Raw genomic sequence first — 21,009 nt, forward strand, 5'->3', positions numbered from 1 at the left:
AGAGGCGGACGGTTCAGTCGTTTTCCGGATTCCTCCGCTGGGCGAGTTTCGTGCCCTTGGAGAGCGTCACGAGTTCACTCAGGACTGATTCGATGTCCTGGCCGCGGCCTGTGCCGGGGAGACCCGGCAGGGGCCCGGCGCTTGTAGCTCCCGATTTACCGGTGTCCTTGGAGGACCCGTTCGCGGGAGCCGGGGGCGGGCTTTCCACGCCGGTTGGCGGCAATCCCGTTGAGCGCAAGATAGCCGAGGCAATTTGCGCCTTGATAAATTCGAGTGCGCCGTCTTCCTTGGCTTCGGCCAGGCGCTCGTCGAAAATCTCCTGCATCTTCTCGTCGACGAACACCTCGCCGAGGTCTCGCAGGGCTCCGCGCTTGGACTCCAACCCCAATGCCAACTTCGCCTGCACCTCGTTGAGCTTGACCAACTCGTCGACCGGAAGCGGCGGCGGCCAATCACACGTGGTGTCGTAGACGGTCGGGTCCCGCGGGTCGATAACGAGAGGCTGTTCCTCCGAGGTCCGGATTCCTTGGGTGGCCGGGTTGTAGATTCGGGTCTCCGGCTCGTACAGGAACAGCGTGCGCAGAATCAGTTCGTTGATCCGGCGTAGTCCATCGGTGTAGTTGGTCTGCTTGAGCGAGTACCGCTGCATCAGCGGGAAGAACTGGATGGACAGTGCGACACCCGAGGTATTGGAGATCGCCTGGGCCTGGCCCAGGGCCGACTCCGGGACGCCGGTCAGCTCGTGCATGCTGCGCTTGACCAGGTCCAGGTAGGCGAGGGGACCACTCAGATCGACACCGTTCTCCAGGTTAAAGACCGACGCGTCTTTCGGGAGCCCGCCCCAGATTTTGCGCGGGCCCTTCTCCAAGTTGCTCGCCTTGGCGCCGGTGATGATGGTGACCGGGGCCGAGTGGTAGTTGACGATGTCCGAGATCTCGGTGGCCTTCTCGTTGAATTCGCGATTCAGCGGGATAACGTCAACGATGTCGGCCAGGCCCCAGGGGGAGCCGGATACGGAGATGTTACGGATGTGAACGACCGGGATCTGTCCGAGGGGATTCTCCCGAGCGTCGAGGAGTTCGTCATTGACGTACTCCTCAATAAACTCGTCGGTGATGATCTCCGTGTAGGTGTATACGGCACGGGTTCCCTCTAGGGAGGTGCCCCAGAATTTGTACTTGACCTTTACGCGGAGCAAACGATCGCGGTCGTGTGGGTGGTACTCCGGGAATACCTGGGCGCTGTTCATCGGCAGGATGCGCACCCGGCCGGCGTGCACGTTGCCGGCGGGATCGGTCCAGGCCGGCTCGTAGGCCACCTTCACGAAGCAGTCGCCGGATACGCCGCCGTTCTCGCCCATCTGCCACAGCAGTGACTTCTTGTCGTTGTCGATGTTCCAGGCGCGGTCAAGCAATGCCGGGACGATGTGCTCGTATTTCTTCTCTGCCTGGAAATGGACACCGCGGCCGAAGGTGAAGTTGGTGATGTATCGGCTGAGGGCGCCAACATAGTTGATGGTGATGTTGGGCTCGCCGGCCTCACGCTTGTAGGCCCAGTGCTAAGTGATAGCCCAGGTACCAAGACCAGTGGTTGGCGTAGCGGGTCAGGCGGGGACCGTGGACCTCGAATTCCTCGGTAACTCGTCCGCCAGCTCCACCAGGCCGAGCGGGCTGACCGACACGGTCAGGTCACTCGCGGATGCTCGCATGCTGGGGGATACAAAGGCGATCGACATGGCATCACCTCCTCTCAGGCGCTATGGACTGGGTCAGATGGGCAGGTAGGGGACTGTCGACCCGGTCCAGGGCAGTGCGATGAGGTAGAGGCGCGGGTCCATCGACTGCGTGTAGACATTCGCGTTGGACACCGAAGCGCCGTAGACGTCTGCGGCCAGGGCGACGTTGACGGAGTCGCCGGCCTCGACGGTTTCCAAGAAAAAGAGATGGTGAGCCTGGTCGTTTCCGTTCTCGACGCCCCAGTTCCGCGACACGTAGGCGGTGCCTCCGTCGGCACGGACCATGAGGCGCGTCCGTACGGCAGTGCTGACGGAGGCCACTGACCAGCCGAGGATGACGCTGGCAAAGACGATCAGCAGTCGGCGCTGGGAGAAGCTGGGCACTTGGTACGAGTGGATCGTCGTGGCTGACTTGGTAGTGCCGGGCATGCTCCAGGCCGAGGTGCGCGACGTGGACTTGGCCCACGGCGCGACGCTGAGCGCGGAGACCTGTCCTTGCAGCGTGGTGATCTGCGCCTGCTGCTTGGACTGGGTCGTGTTGAGTGAGCCGATGGATGCGGACGCGTCGATCACACTGGGCTGGAGCGGCCCGGTCGGGGCGGTGCTGCCGCCGATGACGTTCTTGAGGACCGTGTCGATTGCGTCGGCAACGGCGGCAAGGTCCACGGGGACATCCGGGACCTTGCCTTCGCTGGGAACGGGGATCTTCGCCCACGGAGTGGACTGGCCGGGGTTGGTCACGGGGTAGTCCTCAGTCCACCCGTGCGTAGTTCCGGCGCTGGTGGCGGCCCTCGCCGCGGTTGACGTTCGAGTACTTCAGCTCGGGCTCCGAGGCACCCTCCGCCATGGCAGAGATGAAAGTCGGGGCCTCGGGCCACGAGGCGCTGCCGACATGGGCGCGCTCGCGCATGGTCTCCTCGGCCGACTTCTGCCACACGGGGAGGTTGTGGTTCGAGCGGCCGGGCGGGGTGCGGTAGCCCTGCATGACTCCGGTGCTGAATTCGTTCGGGATGTCGCTGTCGCTGGCCACACCCTCCTGGAAGCGCAGGGGGCCTCGGCGAGAGGGGTTGTTCGCGGTCTTCCGCTCGTAGAAGCGGTCGGCGCTTTCCTGGAAGTGCGGGTCCGGGGCGAGAGGGCTCTGCGCCATGGTGGGCCTCCAATTTGAGACGTCTCACCAAGGACGCTAAGCACGCCTTTTTTCGTGCCGTTAATGCCTACCAGGGGCTGTTGTGCATCTCGGCTTCGGGGAGCGCGATATCCGCCGTGAGGAAGAGGGCGTTCGCGAGGGAATCCACGTAGTCGTCGTGGGCAGCGTCAACCTCGGGGGCAGCGACGATGATGTGCGGACCCTGGTAGGTCAGCTCCGCGTCTTCCATCTGCTGCCTAAACTTCCGCCAGTTCTTGGTCTGCCGGGTCTTCGCGTGTGCCGGCCAGATGACGAGCCCCTTGGACATGAGGTCCATCATGTGCGCCCACCGCTTGGTTTGGTTCGTGCGGTCGCTCTTCAGGTCGACGATCTGGGCGTACGGCATCAGGACGCGCAGGCGGCTGGCGACGACGTCCCCCAGTCCGCCGGAGTCGATGCCAATGGCGAAGACGTTGTAGTGATTGAGGAAATCCACAATCCGGTAGTACTGGGTTTCCCAGTCGAGTCCGGTGAGGTCCAGCCAGTTGAGCACGCGGTGCTCGAAGTACCCGTACTCATCTGGATAGTCCCAGTTCACCCAGCAAACGGTGACGACGGTAGAGTCTGTTTTCCTCGCGGGGTCGATTCCTACGACGACGGGGGAGCGGTGCCATTCCTGGACCACGCGCATGGAAACGTCGCCGAGTGAGTCGAATCGGTCACTGGTGACCAGCATGCCCTTGTCGAGCAGCCAGATGAGACGGTAGCTCAGTTTGAATTCGTCGGACTCTTCGCCGAGCCGGTCCATCTCGGACTGGACGAATTTCTTGTACCGCGGGACGTGCTTGGCGACCTCCTTCCAGTCCACCTGGAAGTGGTCGTTCTTTCTACCTTTGCGGGTGGCTTCCCGCCGGTTCTTCTGGATCTGCTCGTAGAAGGAATTTTTGTTGTAGGTGGGGGTGCCGGTGAGGCACAGAGTCCCCGCGGTGCTCGAAAGCATCGGTGCGATCGACTTGTTGAGCACCTTCTCGTCCGCGGCCTGGGCCTCGTCGACCACCACTAGGTGGTAGGTCTGGCCTTCGATCTGGGCCTTCGGGTGCGCGGTCTGCTTGCGGATGATGGACCCGCAGCGCTTGAACCGCAGCAGCTTTCCGCGGGTGATGAGTTTTTCGTCGATCTCGGGGTCGGCGAGCAGCTCCTGGGCGCGCTCGGACGTGAGCCGGCCGACGATCCGGGAGAACAGGGTCTCCGACATCTCGTCCGTCGGGGCGAAGACGCCGATCCAAAGGCCCTCGCGGAACTTGCCGAGCAGGGTCGGGAAGAGCTTGGCGAGGCGCGGCAGCATGATCGCCGCCCCGCATACCGTGTCGGCGACCGTCTCGCTTTTGCCGGACTGCCGGGACCACAACGCGGTGATCTTGGCGGAGTCCTCGGTGATGAGGGACTCCAGGATGCGCCGGGCGAGGGGGAGCTGGTAGGGGCGCAGGGGGTGGCCGGACAGTTCGTCGATGACAAGGATGATCTTGTCGATGATGTCCGCGATGAGGGCGGGGTCGCTGCTGTCCTTGGACGCCGGCTCGGGCTCCTCGGGCATGCCCAGGGTCAGCTCGTGATCGGTGGCGTCGAGCGGCGTGGTCCCCATGCCGGCGAAGCTAAAGCGGTGCAAATATGGACAGATAATGCTCCTGCTGCTGTGAGCTGCGTTACTTGGTCTCGATACTTGCGACCTAACACCAAGTAACGCCCTACGGTGCGGCCATGACCACCGCGGACTTCTTCGACCTGAGCGCCCTCAACGCCGACCGGCTTGCCGAGCGCACCATCGACCAGATCGCCGACGCCTACCGCGAGCTGAAGGCGCTGAAGAGCCAGGAGACCGCGGACCGCTACCGCAAAGAGATCGACTTCTTCCTCGCGTTCATGCGCAAGTTCGGCGCCGACCCCGCGCACCCGACACAGCCCCATGTCAGCCGCTACCTCGCCTACCTGGCCAGCGAGCAGCACCCCGACCACCCGGGCCCCTGCTGGCACGAGTGCAAGTACCTCCCGTACGCGCCGGCCTCGCGTCAGCACCGGCTCGACGTCCTTCGCGACTTCTATGACTACGCCATCGCCAACGGCCTCCGCCTGCCGGCCAACCCCTGCACGGGCCTGATCATCCACGTCCCCAAGCCCGACAAGATCGACCACCTCACCGAGTGGGAGGCCCGCGACCTGTGGACCAAGGTGCGGGAGAAGTCGGCCCGCGACGCCGTGGTGGTCGGCCTGGGCCTCGGCTGCGGGCAGCGTAAGGAGGAGAGCATCCTCAGCCTGGCCGAGAACCTGGGGGAGAACGCGTTCGGCCCCACGTTGCGCTTCTGGCGCGTCAAGGGCCGCTACTGGCAGACGATCAACCTGCCGCTCCCTGTGCACGAGGCGATCACGACCCTGCTCAACGGCCGCACCGAGGGGCCGATCCTGCTCACCGGCCACCGCCCCTCCGCGAAGCTGGGCAAGGGGCTCACACCCCAGGGCGTGGACCACATCATCAAGGAAATCCGCGGATACACCGGCGTCCGGCCCGACGACTTCCACCACCATCTGATGCGCAAGACGTCGATCACTTTCGCGCGCACCCTCAAGGGCCTGGCGCTGGAGACCACCATGACGTTCTACGGGCACCAGAATCTCCGGGACCACCACCGGTACGACGCCTTCGCCCGCGACACCTTCGTCCGTGAAATCCGCAACCCTGCACAGGAACGCGGATTCTGGCGCCTGGCCGCCTGACGAATATCCGCAGAAAACCCTCCCTGCCTACGGTCGAAGCACCGGCCTCGGACGGGAGGGTTTTCCATGCCTCTGCACGGATTCAGTGACGACGAAATCCGCGAATACATTCTCAGCAGCCGCGAGCAGCTTGGGCCCCGCAAGTTCGCCGCGCTCGTACGCGCCTTCCACCTGGGCGACGACCAGGCCCTGCTCACCGAGCGGCCCACGAACACCTCGAACCCGCCCCGGCCGCGGACCATGGCCGCCGGCTACGACTACCGGTCCCGGACCATGTTCGTCAGGTTCCGAGGCGAAAAGATCGGCTCCGGCCTCTACCGCGACGGCGTCGGCTACGAGTACTACAACGTCTCCCGTCGTGAATGGGATCGTTTCCGCCGTGCCCCTTCGCCCGGCCGGCTGATCAACACCCACTTCAACAACAAGCCCTACAGCCCGGCGGCCTGGTGACGCTCATGCTCATCACCACCACCCGCTGCCGGCGCGACTGGCCCCGCCGCTACACGACCTACTACCAGGAGACGGAACCCCCCTACCGGCGGGCCGAGCCCGCCACCGTCTTCCGCCTCGGCACCCGCGGCCTCGTGGTCGGCCGCTGGACCTCCCGCGCCGACGACGAGCACCAGGCCCTCGCCCAGGCCCTCAGCGCCCGCCCTGCGGCCGTGCTCAGCTCAGAGGGCAATCTGCTGCCCAACTACCGCCGCCACACCCCGGAGACGCCGTGTTCGCCCGCCGAGACACCCCCAACCCGTACCTGACCGACGCCCGCCGGCGCATCGCCAAGATGACCCCGGACGCCGCGCGGGAGTACAGCATCTCGGTCTGGGCCTATGGCATGCGCGTGGCCGAGAACCCCGCCGAGCACCTCCCTGACGACCTCGGAGAGTGGGACATGGCACTCGCCACTCTCCAGGCCGTCAGGGAGCGAATGATCGACGCTTAATAGGTCAGCGCGATGTCCGTCTCGTTCTTCGCGATGACATGCCCCTCGACGCTGTCACGCGCGGCGCCGGCCTGGCAGACGGTCATGGTCGGCACGGCGTCCCTGTCGGTGCTCCAGGCGTCGATGTGAGCCACGAGCTTGCGGGCCAGGTCGGCACCGTCCGGCCCGTAGCCGGCAGCGCCCAGACGCCAGGGCCGCTCCGCATCGGCGTCCTCCCGCTGGAGGATCATGTAGGTCAGCGATTCGTCGGCGACGAGCGCAGGGGTCCGCACCGGAATCGCGGGCCGGCGCACTCCCGCCTCCAGGGCCTCCTTGGTGACCTCCAGCCGGCACACGCGGTCGTCGGTGACGGTGGCCCGCAGCCAGACCCCGTCGAACGGCTCCTCGCTGCCGACCCGGGCCTCCGACCACACCTCGACGAGCGATGTCGAGAAGACGTCGGCGAGAAGGCCACCGTCGACCTTCTGGTCCTGGTCGTAGTGCAGCCGGATCGTCCCGTCGGCGAGTTCGGTGGTGCGCTCCCCGTCCTGGCCGATGATGGGCACGAAGCCACACAGCTCCATTCCTTCGGAGACGAAGGTGTCGCCGCGGCGGGTCATGGCGACGGAGCGCGTCTGTCCGCGCCAGCGGAACGGCAACACGAGCTGGCCGCCGTCAGCGAGCTGCTCCCACCAGGCGTGGGGGATGTCCCAGAGACCGACGGTGGCGATCATCCGGTCATACGGAGCGTTTTCCGGAGCCCCCTTCAGACCGTCTCGCTCGATGACCGTCACACGCTCGTAGCCGGTGTTGTTCAGCGCGGTCCGCGCGTGTAGAGCCACATCCGGGTCGATATCCACGGTGGTGACCTCGCCGGCCTCGCCGACGATCTCGGCCAGGAGTGCGGCGTTGTAGCCGGTGCCGGCACCGACCTCCAGGACCCGGTCGCCAGGCTGTGCGTCGAGCTGCGCGAGCATCATCGCGACGATGGACGGCACGGACGCGAGCGACAGCGGCAGCGGACCGCTGGGGTTGTCCTTGATGCTCACCGCCTCGTCGGTGTACGCCTTCGACGGGTCGAGGCCCGGAAGGTGCTGATCGCGCCGGACAGTGCGCATGGCCCGCTCGACCGCCGCCGGCAGAGCGCGGCCGGCCGTGATCTGGTCGACGAGTCGGTTGCGCCGTTCGTCCAGGGTGGGTGTGTCGTTCACAGGGTTCCTTTCAGTGCAGAAGGAGGCACGTCTCCCACCCTGATGCAACGGGATGGGAGGGATTGAGGGTGTGGATGGTCAGGAGCACACCGTCGGCGCCCGTGAGCAGCCCGGCGCCTTCGGGAAGCGGATTGTGCGCCAGGTGGGCCGTGAACCGGGCCCGAAGACGCGGCAGCGTACGGCGTAGAGGGCTGTCGGAGTCGGTGTCGGCAGCCGCTCGGTCCGCAGCGAGGCACAGGCCGGCCCAGCCGTGGCAGACCGTGGGATCGGTGATGCGTGCGAGTTGGTCGGGGTCACGCAAGCACGCGGTCAGGAGGCTTTCTGCCCGGAGACGGCTGTCCTCCCTGCCGCAGGCAATCGCGGCCAGTTGTAGGGCTCGGGCGATGCCTGGCGTGCCGTAGCACCATGAGGGCCTGCCCGCCCGGAACTGAGGCACGGGACCTGCCAGCCACCTGTCCACAGAAACCGTCTCGGGCCAGGCCGCGCTCCCCGCCGGCGTTGGGTGAGCCCATTGCTCCAGGAGCCCGCAGGACGCCGTCAGGGCCTCAAGCTGGCCGGGCACGGTGTGCCCCGCTCGGCTCGCCAGGGCGAGAAGGGCAATGGGGCCGGCGACCCCATGAGCCATCCCGAAGTTCCCGTGCCCGGTCGGCCAGGCATCGTCAGGGTGGCTGGTGGGGCTGTCGGAGGTCCACCAGCCTGGCAGCTCGCGGCCGTCGACTTTGACCCGCTCCTGGAGCAGCCGGACCAGATACCGCAGGACGCCGTGCAGTGACTCGGTGCTCGAATCGCGGTGCAGGAAATACGCACCGAATCCAGTCAGGCCGCTGATCAGGTCGTACTCACGCATGCATGGCGGCCGGCCGTCGTCCATGCGCTGTTCGGCCGTCGACAGGCGCTGGGCCACCAGCATGGTCAGGGCCTCGTCCAGAGCTTCGAGCGCGGACCGGTAGGCGGGGTGCCCAGCCGAATGCAGGGCGAACGCCACGGCGGGGGCCCCGTAGTACAGGCCGGCGCTCTCGTGGTGTCCCGTGGGCGCCTTCGCGGCCATCGCGCGTGCCGCACGGTGCGCGGCCTGCCACCGACCGCTTCCCTGGGCGAGCAGCCCTTGGTACAGGACGGAGCCGGGCAGACCGCGCCCTAAGTCGTGGAGGACGTCAGTCATTGGTCGCCCTCCGGGCGAGCAGGGACCGGCACGCCTGCCGTGCCGCATGACGGCATGCTGCCTCTGTCTCCCTGTCGGGCCCCATGAGCCGGTTGTGGTGCATGTGCAGCAGCGATTCCAGCACGGAATCGAGCGGCCGGCCGCCGAGCTGCATGCGGTACGCGTCCAGCGCCTTGCTGCGGCGTTCCCGCGCGTTGACGATCCGGTCCGTCCAGCCTGTGCACCGGCCGAGGGCGCCTGCACGGATCTCGTCCAGGACGGCCCGGGTGATCTCCTGCCGGCCGGATGCGTCGGCGGCGGTGGTGGCCAGCCAGCGCACGCCTTCCTCTTCTCCCAGCAGTCCGCGCGCCATGTCGATCATGCCGAGTGCGCACAGGACGTTGCGGTCTGCCTTGGGGATGTCGGCGAGGAGGTGACGTGTCATGTCGCTGTCCGCGACGAATACGGCCTCGGCGGCTTCGAGTACCGGCCCGGTGCCGTAGCGGCCGAACTCGGGCCGGTAGCCGTCGATGACGAGCCGGGAGACAAGGCCGGCACGCTGGAGCTGCTCGGTCCACTCGGTCAGGGCCTGGAGCACCTCGGCGTACGACGCAGCGTTCTGCGCGGCGATGCGCAGCCTGAGATGATCATGTTCCTGCGAGGTGTGGTAGCGGATGAACCAGCAGTCACGCCCACCGAGTGTGTCGAGCAGCTCGGGGAGCCGACGGGTGAGGATCTCGTCCATCACGGTGGGGTGCGTGAAGAGCTTGGCCTGCGCCCACTGGGCGGCGCCCGGGGGCGGCAGCATCTCGTTGCGCACGACCGGCGCCATCGCGATGTCCGGGTGCGGCAGTGGAGAGCGCGCAGATGTCATGGGCAGGGTGATCTCGTGCGCGTGCCCGATCCAGCCCAGCTCGTGGTCTTCGGGGACCTCTATCAGCTCCGCATCCCCGTGACGTTTGAGGTGGGCGTGCAGCAGCCGCGCGTGAACAGGTTCGGCCAGGTCGAGACGCAGGTACCGGTCGTCGGAGAACAGCTCGACCCGGTGGGGGCACTTCCAGTTGGCGGCCCACCTGGTCAAGGCGTCGTGCCAGGCGGGGCCGAAGCTGCTGTCGGGCAGATCCTTGGCGGTCACGCGCCAGCGGGCGCAGGACAGGATGGCCTTGCCGTAGCGAACCCGCGGCAGGTAGGGCATCCCCACGGCAAGCGGTCCCCAGTCGAAACGGGTCCAGGCGCCGGCGAAGCTGCGGGCGAGCAGAGCAATGAACCGGGCCAGGGGAGGGGCTTGCTTTTCCAGCGCGAGCGGGTGAAGCACGACGGGTTCCACCACACGCCGGCGCGACAGACTCACCAGGTGCATCCGCCGGCTGGTGGACAGCACGGCGAGGTCATCGAGCGGGATCACGTGATCCGCGTCCTCCCAGTGCTCGCCCACAGGGATGACGTACGGCAGGAACTGCGGTGTGCGCGCGATATTTTCGGCGTGCGGGTGGGGCGGGACGAAGGAGAGCTGGGCCGGGAGAGCACCGTCGACCAGGGTGGGCAGCTTCCTGTAGGCCGCGCCCATCCCGCTGTCGTCGAGGGTGACAGCGAAACGCCCGGAGTACACGCCGGTGCTCCACGCGGGACGCACGGTCAGGGTGAAGTCGCCCTCGTCCACGGCCGCGGCCGTGGCGGCGTGGACGCGTACGGCCATCTCCATGTGTGGCACGACCGGCACTTCGTCCAGGTCGGCGGTGCACAGCTCGTCGAGGTCGGCGTCCGTGAGCCGGATCTCCTGGGCCTCGTGTATGGCGGTCTGCCACGCCTTGCGCATGAGCAGTTCATCGCGCGGAAGAACACTGACGGGAGGCTCCGTAAGCAGGGACATGGGGAAGTCCGCCGGCAGGCTGGCTCCGGCAGCCAGGTCGGCGGCCTCCCGGATCGGCACGAGACTGCCGGCGCCGTACCGCTCCCAGAAAATCTCGTGGTACGTGGACCACACTGGCCGTTCCCGCAGGTTCCTGGTCAGGCGAAGCAGCGCTTCTCCGGCGCGTTCGGCTTCCTCCAGGACGGGCGGGGGCACGCGCACCGTGGCGTCCAGCCGCAGATCGACGCTGAGCCGCGTCCGGCCTTCGTCGCAGACCCCGGTCATCCTGTCCGCAGCCGTCTGACGCAGCTTCCTGGCGACGTCGGGGGACTTGGCGGCGTTGTGCGCGCCGAACAGGCGGTGAATGTCCGTTAGCTCATCGAGCACGCCGACCGTGCCGGGGTTCAGGTTCGCCTTCACAGGCAGCAGGAGGCGAAGCATGTGCCCGAGGGGGTCGGGCTCTGTCATGGGTGCGGCCAGGTTGCTGGCCAGCGCGCCGGCCTCCAGAGCATCAGCGACAAGACGCATCGCTTGGCCGGGTGTGCCGCCCAACTCGCCTAGGTGAAGCAGCAGTTCATGCCCTGGGACGGGGTCGGCGGCGAGCTTCAGCAGGGCAGCCAAGGGCCGGTGGACACGCATGCTGGCCATTCGGCCACCGGACAGCGGACGGTCCAGGACGTCACCGCGCCTCACCACCAGGTCATCCACACGGAAAGACAGGTGCGGTACCACGTCGGGCCGGGCAGCAAGATCGCGGCGAACGTGGTCCAGCCACAGGGTGTCCGGGCGGGCGAGGGGCGTATGCGCTGTGCCGATCGTTCCGGTGCAGGGTCCGCGGCCCGCGGTGGCCACACCGGCGAACAGGCCGAAGGGCGTAGGCCGGCCCGCTGCGCGCAGGAAGTACCTGGCAGTGGCGGCCACCGTCTTGCGGAGCTGCTTCGGTGAGACGTCCTGTCCTTGCAGGACGCGGTCGGCGGCTTTGGCGAGTCGAGGCGTGGCCGCCCGAGCCGCATCCGAGAAGGTGGGGTTGGCCCAGACCTCTTCCAGCCAGCGCCGGCAGTCGGCCGGATCGTCCTCGACTGGCCATCGGATGTTCTGGGAGTTCAGCGGCAGCACGGCCGCCCGCACGAGAAGCACGTCGCCGCTGCTCAGGAGTTTGGCCCGCGTCTTCATGGATTGCCCTTCTGCCATGCCAGTGCGAGGCGGGTGACCGCCCCGCACTGGCTTCAGCTCAGATCAGAAGTCAGCTCGCGCACGCCGAGGCGCAGGAGCTGCCGCATCCGTCGCCGCTGCCGCAGTCGGCAGGTACGGGGGTCGGCGAGTCCGTGATCGTGATGTCGAGCTGCCAGTCGTCGATGTCGAGCTGGCCGGCGTCGGCCGGGACGGTGATCTTCTGCGGGGTCAAGGCAGTACCTCCGTGTGGGACGTCTCGCAGTGGGCGAGCGGGAAAGGGAATCTCTCCCGCGGTGAAAAGTAGAGCTTCTGTCATCCCGAGAGGAAGAGGTAAATGGGCCTGATTGGAAAATGGCATATGCTGAATTCGGCGATAATTTGCAGGCATGCCAAAACTCCGGAAGCGCTCAAATGACTTCCGGAATTAGCGAAGGGAATTGCCGTCCAGGTGAGCGCCTGGGCTGGTGGCGACCAGGGAGTCAGCACTCGCAATGCCAGCCCAGACGCAGCACTAGGTGCGACTTAAAGTTCGTCCCCGGAATCACCACCCTTCTGAATCGGCATCGTGAGCCGCCCGTACGACGGGTAGGGAGACGTGGAAGTCCCGTCGAAGGCGGAGTCCAGGTAGTCCTCTTCAGCACGGCAGGGACACCACGGAGGGCAGCACTGCCGGCGGCCGGCGGCGCGCACGATCAGGGCGACCGTGCCGGTCCAGACCGCTATGCCGAAGACGCCGATGAGCGCGCATACCTCTGCACTGCTGGCTGTCCTGCTGGTCATGCTGGTCTCCTCGATGGGGCCTGGCCGGCGGCCAACTGGAGGGCATCGCGCGCCGGCCAGGCCCGCTTTCAGGCGGCGGGAGGGCCTTCCTGAACACCTCCCGCCACCGCTTGTGCGCCCGAATGGGCTGGAATCGAGCCGAGTTGAGATGCACGGCCCGGCCCGCATGCTCCTTCGGAGGTCGGAGCCGGGCCGTGCATCACTGCCGCTGCGAAACCGCCGCAGCAGGTCCCGCCGGGCTAGGGCTCGATCTCGCCCGGCAGGGTGTCTTCTGGAACCGGCCCCAGCTTCTGCTCCAGGCCCCGGCGCAGCCGGTCAAGGAGCTGCAAGCTGGCAAATGGGTCAGGGGCCACCGGAAGGCCGGAGTTGGCCTCCTGGAGCATGCGCCCCTTGGCCTCCTCGTTCGCGTCCTCCAGTGCCCGCTTACGAGCCCGGTCAGCGAGGGTCAGCTGAAGTGCGCGGTACTTGCTGAACACGAACCCGAGCTGCTCTGGGGTGGTACGGATCTCGACGGAAGCGACCGTGCCGCCGGGGGCGTCCTCCCGGTAACCCAGCACGGTCAGCCGCAGAGGGCGGTCAGGGTACGGGTCGTGGGCTAGCTCTGCCTCGGACAGGAGCGACAGGTCGAATTCCTGCTTCGCGGTGGCCTCGTCTGTCGCCCTCATGGCCAGAACCTGATGATTTTCCCGTCGGAAACCGGGATCAGCTCGACGTGCCGGGATAACCCGGCTACGAGCTGCAATCCCCGGCCGTTCTCATCACCCTCACCGGAGAATCTCGGCTCCGGCTTGCTGAACGATGCATCCCTCACATCGACCGCGCCCGAGGGCCACACCGTGATCTCGAAGCACTCCCCGGTGGCGTGTTGGACCGCGTTCGTGGCGAGTTCGCTGACGAGCAGAGCGCAGGTGTACACCTGCTCCTCGGTGCCGCCGGCCTGAGTGAAGGCCCTCCTCACCCAGTCCCGCGCCAGACCAACCGCAGCCGGCAGTCGCGGGAACGAGCTTCTATCCACGAAGGCGTGGTGCTGTTGGTGCTGATCTTGCTGTTGGTGCTGATCTGTGCGCATGGCAGCCTCCAGCACGCGGCTATCGGCCAGCCGCGCAAGACGAACACGCACCGCTACGAGCCCCGTTCGGTGCGTTGCCACTGAGTGTGCTGCGTACGTAACTGCGTACGCAACCCAGAAGCCCGAATTGGCCCCGGACGTGCCACGATTGGGTGGCTTCGCGCTACCCTGCGCACGGAAGCCCGCCGACAGAAGGGAGGGATGATCTTGGCGGTCAACACCGCAGCCCTGCGGGCACGCAAGCGGTTCGGCGAGGAGCTGGCGCGCGTGCGAAAGAACACGCTCCTCAACGGCAAGCGAGTGCAGCAGATCGACGTCGCCAAGGCGATCGGGCGCACCACCTACCACCGTTACTCGCAGATCGAGACGGGCAAGTCATGGCCGAAGGACGACGAGTGGGCCACGATCTGCAAGTTCCTCAAGATGGACCCGGTCACCCGGGCCAAGCTGACCACCATGATCAGCGAGGGCAAGGCCATCGCCGGCGCCTGGTGGACCGACTTTGCTGACGAGTTCCCCGAGAGTCTCATCGAGTTCATCGCCTTCGAGGACGCCGCCGCCCGTATCACCACCTCGGCCGTGGGGACGATCCCGGCCCTGCTGCAAACGGCGAACTATGCACGCGCCTGGAGCGCATCGGTGGCCAGCTCGGTGCTGGCACAGGACCAGTTGGAACGCTCCGTGGCCCTTCGCCGCGGCCGACGCGCTGTGTTTGACAGGCCGCGGCCGGCCTCGCTCGAAGTGATCGTGAGCGAATCCGTCTTGCAGCAGGAAGTGGGCGGGAAGGGCGTCATGGTCGAGCAGTTGGACTCGCTGCTCGAAGATGCACGTAAGCATAAGGTCGCGTACAGGGTCATCCCGGAAACAGCCCCCGCGACCCTCGTGTACCCCTTGCATCTCCTTGAGTTTGACGGAGAGGGTGAGGACCCCATCGCCGTGTACGACACGATGACTGGGATGTTTCTGCGGAATACCCCTCGGGATGTCCGGGAAGCGCGCTACTACCTCGACTCTATGCGGACGCTGTCCGAAGGTCCGAGGGAGTCGTTGGAAATGATTCGATCGATCAGGAAAGAGAAGTCCCGTGGCTGACCACGCCGCCCTCGCGACCCAGCAGGTCTCTGAGGAAGATTTCTTCAAGTCGTCCTACTCCGGCAGCGGCAGCGGTTCAGACTGCCTGGAGACAGCGCCGCTCACCGGCGGGGTCCGAGTGCGGGACTCCAAGAACAAGCGAGGCCCCGTGCTGAACTTCGCCTCCGCCGGCTTCCAGGCGTTCATCGCCTCTGTGAAGGAGGACGACTCCTACCTCACCGACTGACAACCGGCGAAGGCCCCTCGCTCTGGCACGACTCAGAGCGAGGGGCCTTCGTCATGACCGCCTCTGGGACTTCGCCTTCCCACCGGCGGCCTTCTTCCCCTTGCGTGCGGGGAGCTTGGACTGGTCCGTCTTGTCGGCCCACTCCTCCGCCCAGGGCTTGCCCTTGGCGAAGGCCATCTTCTGCTGGGCCTTGCTCTTGAACGGCATCGCTACAGGCCGAGGACGACGCCGAGCTGGACGCTGACGGACACGAGGACGCTGAGGACGTCGGACATGGGTGACCTCCGGGTCAGTACGTGGGTGCCATGAAAATCGAGCTGCGGCCGTGGCCCATGGCCGGCGCTCCGGTGGGCGCGGCGCCGAGGCCGAGCTGGGCGCGGGTGGGGCGTCCGCGGACCGGGCTCGTGCCGGGCTGGGCGCTCAGCCGGGGGAGGGTGGCCGCGGTGTGGGCTGGCGTGCCGCGAGGGTCGGGAAGCTCCGAGGGCCAGCCGGCCGCGAGGCTGCTCCTGGGCCATCCGGTGGGAGTGCCGGGGAGAACCTCCTGGAACGCGTGCCACGACGGGTTCGGACGTCGCACGAGGGGCATGACGATCACCTCGACATCAGGCGGGACCACACCCACCGTGCCGGCGTCGAATTCGGGGCGGGTAATTTCAGGGGTTGCCGTATTCGGGCCTGGCGTAGGTGAGCTTCGGGAGCTGCTGGACGAGCGACCTGATCCGCTTGTACTTCACCCGGGTCGTGTGCCGGTCCCACGGGTAGTCCTCGACGACCGGGACGTTCGGGAAGAGCCAGAGGTCGTCGGGGTGGATGTGCCAACTGAGTTGACCGGTGGGGCACTCGACGTACAGCACCGGCCAGCCAGGGGCGAGAGGGTCGGTGTAGCTGAGTGCGCCGCCGAAGAGCGCGACCATCACGGCCAGGAGGTGGGCGCGCTCCGTGTAGATGTCGATCTCCGCCTTTTCGGAGCCGTCAGCCATCTGAGTGTCCTTTCGGAACGGGGCTGACGCCATCTTGAAACGGACGACCTTGGGTTCCAGCGCGACACGGACCGGCTTTCGAGTGAACCGGGGAAAAGATCGGCGGAGTTTTCGGTCGCTCACTCACATGGCCGTCATGCGCCGCGGCGGGGGGCGTAGACGAGGGCCGCAGCGACCGCGAGCCTGTAGGTGAGGTACGGCCGGCGCAACTCGTGGACGTGCAGCTCCAGGACGCGGTTGAGCGCCCGGTACAGATCGGTGCGCACGCCCAGGCCCTGGCCCTTGTGGTACGTGTAGCCGGGTTTCTGGTGGCCGTCGTCGGCCAGGTGCAGCAGCGGCAGAGTGGCCGGCGGTGGGGCGCCGCGTAGGTCGACATGGTCGCAGTCGGGGCAGCAGCACGGCCGGCCGCGGAAGCTGTCGACCTGCCAGCACTCGGCGTGCTCGCCGGCTGCGCAGGCCGGGGAGAGGAACAGGTCGGTGCTCAGCGCCGCGAGGAACGCGGCCTCGGGCAAGACGTCGGTGTACTCGCCGTCATCCACGGCGTGCTCCTCGGGGCGTCGGGGGAACAGCAAGACCCCCTGCTGAGGAGGAACAGGTCATCAGCAGGGGGCCATTCGCTGCGGTCTCAGGTCCGTCCCCGTCACCTCGCCGTGGAGAGCGACGCCGTCACGGCGGGGGACTTTCCGTCGTCCGTCGTACTGAGCAACGGTCTCCGGTGCCGGCAAGTTACGCCTTTTCGCAGGGGCCACTCGAATGGCCGAAGCGAAGCCGGTACCGGTCCAGCATTTCCAGTACGGGAGCCGACCCGTAAAGCAGGGGGGCGTCGGGGCACTCCGCCTGGTAGGCCAGCCAGAGCATGGCGACGGCGTCCCTGGCTGTTCTGCGCAGTCGGCGCCGCGGAAACACCGTCAGGCCCCTGCCCAGCCGCCGGTAGCGCTCCCTGCGGACGAAGGCCGCGCGCAGGGGAGGGCTGATCCGGCGGAGGGAATCGACCTCCACCCACGGGTCCGTCCAGTGAACGCCGTAGTTCACCGGGAGCCAGACGGCATCCATCAGAAACAGCGTGAAGTTGCCCACCGCTCTGGCCATGTACCGGGCGTCGCGTTCCAGCAGGCGCCGGCTTTTTCGGCTCTTGAGGTCGGCGTCCTGGACGTAGAACCTCAGATATGCAATCGCCCAGAGACGCGGGTCGTCCACGGCTTTCGGTTCCGCCATTTGCGGCATGTCAGCGATTAGCCTTCCAGCATGATTCACGTGCCTGAGCCGCGGGCCCTGTGCCCGGAGTGCGGCAGCAGAATTGAGGCAACTCGAATGGACTACGGGTATTGCTCACTGTGCCGCGATTTCCACGCGGCCAACGAAGATGTGGGGCCTGCCGGCCTCTCGCCGGTGCCCGTCATGGGCGGCGGTTTCATGCGCTGCTGTAGTGCCTCGCTGCGGGCCTGGACGGTCTACCACCCGGCGCCCTGGCCGGCCGGCATGCTCGTTCGGTGCGTCTACAGCGAGGACGCTCACCTGCACGCCATGCGGTTCTGCACCTGCGGCTACTGGCACTGGGCCCGCGCCATGTGCGATGACTTCCAGAAGGAGGCTGCCGAGTGACCGGGGAAGCCTGCACGTGCGTCATCACCGCCCTCGTCGAAATGGCCCCCGACCTCAAAACCGAAGTCGGCCGCTTTTTCCACTGCCGCAATCACGGCCAGATGATCGTCTGGGACGGGCAGCGCTGGCGCTGGTCGAACCAGCCCGAAGATATCGCCCAGCTCCCTCGAACGGCGGACTGCGCACCCGCCGACCCCGTGCCAGACTGAATCCGGCAGAACGGGGCTGGCGAGGTCCCACGCAGGTCGAAAGCCGCACCTTTTTGCGCATGGGGTGCGGCTTTCTCCTATGTACGGAGAAACGGCCGGTAGCCCTCGGGACGCAGCTCGACCTCGTAGTGGCCACCCACAGTGGGGGCGAACACGATGCTGCACGGGAAGATGTCGTCGTGGCCCACGATGGCGCGGGCGCGGTTCTCGACTTCTTCCGCCCAGTCCCGCATTTCCGCCGGCAGGCGCCAGGTGCCCTGCGAGCACTCCATCCACACGAGCCGCTCCTGGGGCGCCGTATAGATGCCTTCGACCCACAGCGTCACGGGGCGTTCGACGCTGAAAATCTGCATGCCTCGCACCTTGTTGAGGTACTGCGTCCTCAGCGTCCCGTTCAGGGGCAGCAGTGCCACGACCTCTCCTTATACGTTCTGCGCGGATGACAGTATCCGGACCGCCAAGCCGCCGGCCTGCCGGGAGAAGGCGGCCACTAGAGGCAGGGTCAGCAGCCCTCGGCGCAGGTCCGTGTCGACCTGGCGGGCCCAGTCGTGCAGGCCCTGGGGCAGGACGTAGCGGAGGCCGTTGGCGGGGGTCAGCGCCCAGTGCCCGTAGCCGCCGTCCCACTCCAGGGCATGCACGGTGAGCACCAGGCCCATGTCGCCGGGGTGGACGGCCGGCACGACCAGGCGGTGGGGGAGCGGGGGCCGCTCGCGCAGTTCACAGGTCGACATGGACCCGCCCTGACTGGAACTCGGCGGTGGCTTCCGGGTGGCCGCTCCGCGCCTCCGCTTCGGAGCCGTACGTCCACAGCCGCTTCACGAAACGAGGTTCGGGGCCCGCGGTGTACAGCACCGAGGCGTACAACTGCGGCACGTGTCCCTCCGGGACCGGTCCGCGGGAGGCTTCGTCGTCGAAGACCTGAAAAACCGTGCGCACGACGGCCGGCCGGCCTGACGGGAGTCTGATCGGGGTCCAAACCAGGGTGCAGCGATCGAGGTCTTCGGCCAGTTCGATGGCCTCCCGGGTGGTGATCGGCTCGCCCTGGAGGTTGAAGGCGATGGGGTCGCCACCCGGACCGCGAGGGACCGCGTCCATGTCCTGTTCCAGTTCGAGTAGGGCTTGGCTCAGCACGCTGCGTCCTTTCCCTGGAAAACGAAGGCCCGGCGCAACCAGGAGAAAAGGGCGCTGGGGGGGATAGCGCCGTGCGTCGACTGGTTGCGCCGGACCGTTCCGAGGCGCGTGCCAAGCGGGGCCCTGGCGACCGAGGGGGTGATCGACCAGGACCCCGCTCCGTGGGCACGCACAGACATCAACTCATGACTCCCTGTGGGAGTCACGCAGTTTCGGGGTTATTTCCCGCTGCATCACTCGAATGGGTGACGAAACTACCCTCTGCGCATATGCCAGGCGGTGATGATGCCCAGGATGCCCGGTATGGGTGTCCAGATATTGAGATTTTCAGCGAAGGAGATTACGGTCCGTTATCCCTTCACGGGAGCATCACTAGACATCCAACTCTCCTTCACGTCCGGGTCGGCCGCCTCCTCCACCGCCTCGCGCTCCGCCACGAGCTGCATGAAGTCCTCAACCGAGTCGGTGATGACGAAGACGCGCTCCAGGCCGGTGATGCGCATGACCTCCTCGACCTTGTCGCTCAGGTTGACCAGCGCGAAAACGGCCGGCCGCCCCTCGCTGGCCCGCTGAAAAGACTTGTAGCAGCCGACCAGTGCCCCGATCGCCGTGGAATCGAAGAACGGCACTTCGGACAGCTCCAGACCCAGATGTCGCACCTGCTTGTCCAGCGCCGCGCCCCGCACGAACTCCCGCCAGCGGGGCACCGTGTAGACGTCCACCTCGCCGTCCGTCCGCACCAGCACTGCTCCCTGACCCAGCTCCTCGCGGGAAACCCCGATGTCCATCCCAGCCCCTACTCGCCACGGTCCGGTTGGTGCGACGGGTCCGGGCAGACCAGCAACCCAGTCCAGTCCCTCTGGTACTTCTTCGCTGGATGCACCGGGCACCACCGCATGTCCACCGGCCTCGCCATGAACGGCAGAGCCAGCCGCTCCGCCTCGGCGACCTTGTCCTGCAAGTCGAACGGCATTGATCCACTCCGTCACAACGTGACCACTGTCTGTGCGGAAGAGTAGACCTGCGTACGCAACTGCGTACGCACAACGCTCAGATGGCATATGCCAGCACCGCCGCCGGCCTGCACCGCAGCAATGAATAAAAAACGCCACCACCCAAATGGGTTAGCCACGGTTTGCATAAACCGAAACTAGCTCCATAACTTCACGTTTCAGGAGGTCACATGACGCGCTACGCAAACCGATGGGCCGAATGCTGGCCCCACACGGTCACCTCAACCCGCCACGTCGAAGTCCTCGCCGACCGCGGCGCCTGGCGCGCAGAAGCGCTCGACAAGCGCATCCGCATCGACGAGGCCCTCCAGTACCACCAAGCCGACGACAACGGCCGCTGCCCCACCTGCCAGCAGCCGGCCCCCTGCCTCACCGCCTACGCCCTCACCACCCGCACCATCTGGGCCCGCATCGCCCAGGCCGAACCGCGCACCCAGACCCTCACCCCCGACGACATCAAGGCCGCCGTCGCCGAGCTGGCCCGCGAAGCCGCCACCACGGCCGGCAACCCCCCACGACGAGAGGCCAGTTAGCACACCGCTACTGGCCAGCTACCATGCGCGCATGAGCGAAGACGTGCGCCAGTCGAACAGCCCCGTCATCCTCCGCCCCCAAGAGCCCTGCCCCCGCTGCGCCAAACTGATCACTGTCGCGCAGGACCCCGACCGGCAGCGCAGCGGAGACGCCGGCGCCGCGCTCTCCCAGCTCATCGAGCACCACATCGCCGACCACGGGACCACCGCCGACCCGCTCCCCGGCTGCCCCGAGTGCACGCGCAAAAAGCTCACCGAAAACCACAGCGCGCTCATGGCGCACTGGGCCCGCACTCACTACGTCATGCACACGCTGGGCATCCTCAGCGAACCGGGACGCTACCTCCGCTTCGCGGACCAGCCCGACCCCCGGACATGACGGAGGGCCCGGGTTCTTCTCGGGCCCTCCGCTGTTTCTCGATCACGAGGATCTTCCGTAGAAGCTCGG

At 66.8% G+C, this 21,009-nt stretch carries 32 protein-coding genes; 11 read left to right on the forward strand and 21 right to left on the reverse strand.

The genetic code is table 11. From position 1 onward, the window contains the following. Positions 1–13 precede the first annotated feature (13 nt). From ACLGIH_RS20185 to ACLGIH_RS20200, 4 genes are all read right to left on the reverse strand, one after another. Positions 14–1,522 (reverse strand): phage portal protein, encoded by a 1,509-nt coding sequence (locus tag ACLGIH_RS20185; RefSeq protein WP_416529434.1) that lies wholly within the window; start codon positions 1,520–1,522, stop codon positions 14–16. Positions 1,523–1,768: 246 nt separating this feature from the next. Then, positions 1,769–2,476 (reverse strand): hypothetical protein, encoded by a 708-nt coding sequence (locus ACLGIH_RS20190; protein ID WP_416526652.1) that lies wholly within the window; start codon positions 2,474–2,476, stop codon positions 1,769–1,771. A gap of 10 nt (positions 2,477–2,486) precedes the next feature. Further along, complete coding sequence (locus tag ACLGIH_RS20195; RefSeq protein WP_416526653.1) at positions 2,487–2,882, reverse strand: hypothetical protein; 396 nt, start codon at positions 2,880–2,882, stop codon at positions 2,487–2,489. A gap of 67 nt (positions 2,883–2,949) precedes the next feature. After that, positions 2,950–4,503, reverse strand: coding sequence for a phage terminase large subunit family protein (locus ACLGIH_RS20200; protein ID WP_416526654.1), 1,554 nt, complete (start codon positions 4,501–4,503; stop codon positions 2,950–2,952). Between the two features lie 116 nt (positions 4,504–4,619). Here ACLGIH_RS20200 and ACLGIH_RS20205 point away from each other — a divergent pair, with 116 nt between their 5' ends. The 4 genes from ACLGIH_RS20205 to ACLGIH_RS20220 all read left to right on the forward strand — a co-directional run bounded on the left by ACLGIH_RS20205 (position 4,620) and on the right by ACLGIH_RS20220 (position 6,573). Next, entirely contained in the window at positions 4,620–5,630 is a 1,011-nt protein-coding gene (locus tag ACLGIH_RS20205) for a tyrosine-type recombinase/integrase (RefSeq protein ID WP_416526655.1), read from the forward strand. Positions 5,631–5,696: 66 nt separating this feature from the next. Beyond that, positions 5,697–6,080, forward strand: a complete 384-nt coding sequence (locus tag ACLGIH_RS20210) for a KTSC domain-containing protein (protein ID WP_416526656.1) — start codon at positions 5,697–5,699, stop codon at positions 6,078–6,080. A 5-nt stretch (positions 6,081–6,085) separates the two neighbouring features. Continuing rightward, positions 6,086–6,388: a hypothetical protein gene (locus tag ACLGIH_RS20215; RefSeq protein ID WP_416526657.1), complete on the forward strand. Its 303-nt coding sequence runs from the start codon at positions 6,086–6,088 to the stop codon at positions 6,386–6,388. Beyond that, a complete protein-coding gene (locus ACLGIH_RS20220) occupies positions 6,352–6,573 on the forward strand; it encodes a hypothetical protein (protein ID WP_416526658.1) in 222 nt (73 codons plus the stop codon). The genes ACLGIH_RS20215 and ACLGIH_RS20220 overlap by 37 nt, the downstream gene beginning before the upstream one ends. On the opposite strand, the gene fxlM is transcribed toward ACLGIH_RS20220, so the two are convergent. The 7 genes from fxlM to ACLGIH_RS20255 all read right to left on the reverse strand — a co-directional run bounded on the left by fxlM (position 6,570) and on the right by ACLGIH_RS20255 (position 13,721). Further along, on the reverse strand, positions 6,570–7,763 hold the full coding sequence (fxlM, locus tag ACLGIH_RS20225) for a methyltransferase, FxLD system (protein ID WP_416526659.1): 1,194 nt from the start codon (positions 7,761–7,763) through the stop codon (positions 6,570–6,572). The two genes, ACLGIH_RS20220 and fxlM, sit on opposite strands and share 4 nt — an antisense overlap. A gap of 10 nt (positions 7,764–7,773) precedes the next feature. Next, entirely contained in the window at positions 7,774–8,925 is a 1,152-nt protein-coding gene (locus ACLGIH_RS20230; RefSeq protein WP_416526660.1) for a lanthionine synthetase C family protein, read from the reverse strand. Continuing rightward, complete coding sequence (locus ACLGIH_RS20235; RefSeq protein WP_416526661.1) at positions 8,918–11,926, reverse strand: lantibiotic dehydratase; 3,009 nt, start codon at positions 11,924–11,926, stop codon at positions 8,918–8,920. Before ACLGIH_RS20235 ends, ACLGIH_RS20230 begins: the two co-directional genes overlap by 8 nt. Before the next feature lie 70 nt (positions 11,927–11,996). After that, positions 11,997–12,158: an FxLD family lanthipeptide gene (locus tag ACLGIH_RS20240; RefSeq protein ID WP_416526662.1), complete on the reverse strand. Its 162-nt coding sequence runs from the start codon at positions 12,156–12,158 to the stop codon at positions 11,997–11,999. 290 nt (positions 12,159–12,448) lie between these two features. Continuing rightward, positions 12,449–12,706, reverse strand: a complete 258-nt coding sequence (locus tag ACLGIH_RS20245; protein WP_416526663.1) for a hypothetical protein — start codon at positions 12,704–12,706, stop codon at positions 12,449–12,451. 239 nt (positions 12,707–12,945) lie between these two features. Beyond that, complete coding sequence (locus ACLGIH_RS20250) at positions 12,946–13,371, reverse strand: hypothetical protein (RefSeq protein ID WP_416526664.1); 426 nt, start codon at positions 13,369–13,371, stop codon at positions 12,946–12,948. Further along, complete coding sequence (locus tag ACLGIH_RS20255; RefSeq protein WP_416526665.1) at positions 13,368–13,721, reverse strand: ATP-binding protein; 354 nt, start codon at positions 13,719–13,721, stop codon at positions 13,368–13,370. The genes ACLGIH_RS20250 and ACLGIH_RS20255 overlap by 4 nt, the downstream gene beginning before the upstream one ends. Before the next feature lie 6 nt (positions 13,722–13,727). Here ACLGIH_RS20255 and ACLGIH_RS20260 point away from each other — a divergent pair, with 6 nt between their 5' ends. The 3 genes from ACLGIH_RS20260 (at position 13,728) to ACLGIH_RS20270 (ending at position 15,093) form a co-directional block, all read left to right on the forward strand. Next, positions 13,728–13,859, forward strand: a complete 132-nt coding sequence (locus tag ACLGIH_RS20260) for a hypothetical protein (RefSeq protein WP_416526666.1) — start codon at positions 13,728–13,730, stop codon at positions 13,857–13,859. 123 nt (positions 13,860–13,982) lie between these two features. Then, complete coding sequence (locus ACLGIH_RS20265; RefSeq protein ID WP_416526667.1) at positions 13,983–14,867, forward strand: helix-turn-helix domain-containing protein; 885 nt, start codon at positions 13,983–13,985, stop codon at positions 14,865–14,867. Further along, the gene (locus ACLGIH_RS20270) at positions 14,860–15,093 is read left to right on the forward strand and encodes a DUF397 domain-containing protein (RefSeq protein WP_416526668.1); all 234 of its coding nucleotides are present in this window, start codon (positions 14,860–14,862) and stop codon (positions 15,091–15,093) included. Before ACLGIH_RS20265 ends, ACLGIH_RS20270 begins: the two co-directional genes overlap by 8 nt. A gap of 51 nt (positions 15,094–15,144) precedes the next feature. Here ACLGIH_RS20270 and ACLGIH_RS20275 read toward each other — a convergent pair whose 3' ends face one another. From ACLGIH_RS20275 to ACLGIH_RS20295, 5 genes are all read right to left on the reverse strand, one after another. Then, the gene (locus ACLGIH_RS20275) at positions 15,145–15,300 is read right to left on the reverse strand and encodes a hypothetical protein (protein WP_416526669.1); all 156 of its coding nucleotides are present in this window, start codon (positions 15,298–15,300) and stop codon (positions 15,145–15,147) included. Positions 15,301–15,382: 82 nt separating this feature from the next. Continuing rightward, complete coding sequence (locus ACLGIH_RS20280) at positions 15,383–15,679, reverse strand: hypothetical protein (protein WP_416526670.1); 297 nt, start codon at positions 15,677–15,679, stop codon at positions 15,383–15,385. A 67-nt stretch (positions 15,680–15,746) separates the two neighbouring features. Then, positions 15,747–16,073: a hypothetical protein gene (locus tag ACLGIH_RS20285; RefSeq protein ID WP_416526671.1), complete on the reverse strand. Its 327-nt coding sequence runs from the start codon at positions 16,071–16,073 to the stop codon at positions 15,747–15,749. Positions 16,074–16,207: 134 nt separating this feature from the next. Further along, positions 16,208–16,612 (reverse strand): hypothetical protein, encoded by a 405-nt coding sequence (locus tag ACLGIH_RS20290; RefSeq protein WP_416526672.1) that lies wholly within the window; start codon positions 16,610–16,612, stop codon positions 16,208–16,210. 187 nt (positions 16,613–16,799) lie between these two features. After that, on the reverse strand, positions 16,800–17,288 hold the full coding sequence (locus tag ACLGIH_RS20295) for a hypothetical protein (RefSeq protein WP_416526673.1): 489 nt from the start codon (positions 17,286–17,288) through the stop codon (positions 16,800–16,802). 198 nt (positions 17,289–17,486) lie between these two features. Between ACLGIH_RS20295 and ACLGIH_RS20300 the strand changes: the two genes are divergently transcribed. Together ACLGIH_RS20300 and ACLGIH_RS20305 are read left to right on the forward strand one after the other, a co-directional pair. Then, positions 17,487–17,675: a hypothetical protein gene (locus ACLGIH_RS20300; RefSeq protein WP_416526674.1), complete on the forward strand. Its 189-nt coding sequence runs from the start codon at positions 17,487–17,489 to the stop codon at positions 17,673–17,675. Continuing rightward, the gene (locus ACLGIH_RS20305) at positions 17,672–17,884 is read left to right on the forward strand and encodes a hypothetical protein (protein ID WP_416526675.1); all 213 of its coding nucleotides are present in this window, start codon (positions 17,672–17,674) and stop codon (positions 17,882–17,884) included. Before ACLGIH_RS20300 ends, ACLGIH_RS20305 begins: the two co-directional genes overlap by 4 nt. Positions 17,885–17,961: 77 nt before the next feature. Here the strand turns inward: ACLGIH_RS20305 and ACLGIH_RS20310 are convergent, their stop codons facing one another. From ACLGIH_RS20310 to ACLGIH_RS20330, 5 genes are all read right to left on the reverse strand, one after another. After that, complete coding sequence (locus tag ACLGIH_RS20310) at positions 17,962–18,297, reverse strand: hypothetical protein (protein ID WP_416526676.1); 336 nt, start codon at positions 18,295–18,297, stop codon at positions 17,962–17,964. 9 nt (positions 18,298–18,306) lie between these two features. Then, positions 18,307–18,615 (reverse strand): hypothetical protein, encoded by a 309-nt coding sequence (locus ACLGIH_RS20315; protein WP_416526677.1) that lies wholly within the window; start codon positions 18,613–18,615, stop codon positions 18,307–18,309. After that, entirely contained in the window at positions 18,602–19,015 is a 414-nt protein-coding gene (locus ACLGIH_RS20320) for a hypothetical protein (protein ID WP_416526678.1), read from the reverse strand. Before ACLGIH_RS20320 ends, ACLGIH_RS20315 begins: the two co-directional genes overlap by 14 nt. 350 nt (positions 19,016–19,365) lie before the next feature. After that, entirely contained in the window at positions 19,366–19,803 is a 438-nt protein-coding gene (locus tag ACLGIH_RS20325) for an STAS domain-containing protein (RefSeq protein ID WP_416526679.1), read from the reverse strand. Positions 19,804–19,811: 8 nt separating this feature from the next. Beyond that, the gene (locus ACLGIH_RS20330; RefSeq protein ID WP_416526680.1) at positions 19,812–19,988 is read right to left on the reverse strand and encodes a hypothetical protein; all 177 of its coding nucleotides are present in this window, start codon (positions 19,986–19,988) and stop codon (positions 19,812–19,814) included. Positions 19,989–20,198: 210 nt separating this feature from the next. On the opposite strand from ACLGIH_RS20330, the gene ACLGIH_RS20335 reads away from it, so the two are divergent. Further along, positions 20,199–20,561, forward strand: a complete 363-nt coding sequence (locus tag ACLGIH_RS20335; RefSeq protein ID WP_416526681.1) for a hypothetical protein — start codon at positions 20,199–20,201, stop codon at positions 20,559–20,561. A 31-nt stretch (positions 20,562–20,592) separates the two neighbouring features. Next, complete coding sequence (locus ACLGIH_RS20340; protein ID WP_416526682.1) at positions 20,593–20,940, forward strand: hypothetical protein; 348 nt, start codon at positions 20,593–20,595, stop codon at positions 20,938–20,940. Positions 20,941–21,009 lie beyond the last annotated feature (69 nt).

It is taken from the genome of Streptomyces hamibioticus, assembly GCF_047946815.1.
GTDB lineage: Bacteria > Actinomycetota > Actinomycetes > Streptomycetales > Streptomycetaceae > Streptomyces.